The sequence below is a fragment of the Candidatus Phytoplasma citri genome, from assembly GCF_002009625.1.
Lineage (GTDB): Bacteria > Bacillota_I > Bacilli_A > Acholeplasmatales > Acholeplasmataceae > Phytoplasma > Phytoplasma citri.
Genome location: NZ_MWKN01000028.1, coordinates 1 through 1334 on the forward strand (window position 1 = coordinate 1; position 1334 = coordinate 1334).

At 36.6% G+C, this 1334-nt stretch carries 1 protein-coding gene; it reads right to left on the bottom strand.

Going from position 1 to position 1334, the window contains the following annotated elements; translation table 11 throughout:
• A partial coding sequence (locus B2G44_RS01060) for a reverse transcriptase domain-containing protein (RefSeq protein ID WP_257616354.1) occupies nucleotides 1–875 on the bottom strand: 875 nt, incomplete at its 3' end.
• Nucleotides 876–1334: the final 459 nt, after the last annotated feature.

Consider the following 1334-nt stretch of genomic DNA (forward strand, 5'->3'; position numbering starts at 1 on the left):
ATGATAAAATCATCAGCATAGCGAATGTACTCAACTCTTGTCTTTGGGTTTAGGTTGATAAGACTATCAATCCCCAGTTGATGGTGCTGGTTTTTTAGCCACGCTTTCCTATATTCTGGGTTATTACTCTTAATTGGCTTCCCCTCTTTGATCAGTTCCTCCATTTTCAGGTCGATGTAGTGTAGATATACATTCGCCAATAAAGGGGAAATAATTCCTCCTTGAGGAGAACCTGATAAAGATTCGTATCTGATTCCATCTTTCATGAAGCCGGCTTTCAACCATTTGTTAATAGTTGAGAGGACTTTATTCTTTCTGATGAACCGATTTAAGGTTCTCATGAGAATCTCATGATTGATGTTATCGAAACGGCCTTTTAAGTCAATTTTAATGATGTAGTCAATTCCTTGAAATCTTTGTTTAACGCGTTTTACAGCGTCATGACAAGATTTTTTGGTTCTAAATCCCAAGCTCCATGCTGAAAAGATATTTTCAAAATAGGGAGTTAAGAGTTGTTCGAGACATTTTTGTATTAGCCGATCTTTGATCGTGGGTAGCCCCAGAGGTCTAGTTCTTTTGTTATCACTAGGAACGAGAATTCTTTTAACTGGTTCGGGGTTGTAACCATTATTGACGTATTCCTGATGGTATTTTTCTATTTTCCTTAGATTAATCCCATCAATGGTTTTATTGTCAATTCCGGGTGTGCCCGCCCCTTTATTAGCAGCAATTTTATTAAATGCTATTAACGTATTATAGAAGTTATTCATTCCTTGCTGTAATTCTCTTTTTAGAGAGTAGCCATTTGATGAACGATATTGAATTTTATCCAATGTTCGTGAAAGTTTAGTTTCTGGTGAAACCGTTGTTGACATAATTACTTTCTTGATGCCATTGAATAAATAGTAAATTACTTTCTTCTTTCGCCCTATAAGAGTGGTTAACTCTCTTCTTGGTAAGACGATAGACTAAATTATTCCAAATTTAGGTTTACCCTTACGACTACTAAAAAGATGCTTTATCCTTGACCATTCGGGCTTTTATTTCCGAATTAGTAAACTTAATTACTTAGTTTTAGGATTCTCCAAGTTACTCTAATTTTCGACCTTAATTCCTTAGGGGAAGTGTCCTCTTTCTAGAGGCTGATTCCAGGTTTCCTTCAATTGATAAACTACTCCGTACAAGCGACATATACTAGTAGACTCTGGACTGTCCGTCTAAGCAACTTTCGGACAGGTTCGTTTATTACATCAATTGTCCTTCTTAGGCCATCTCAGGCTTTTCCTTAGAATTATTTGGTAGCGGAGTCCTCTTGACTAATTTGCTTTTGTCGC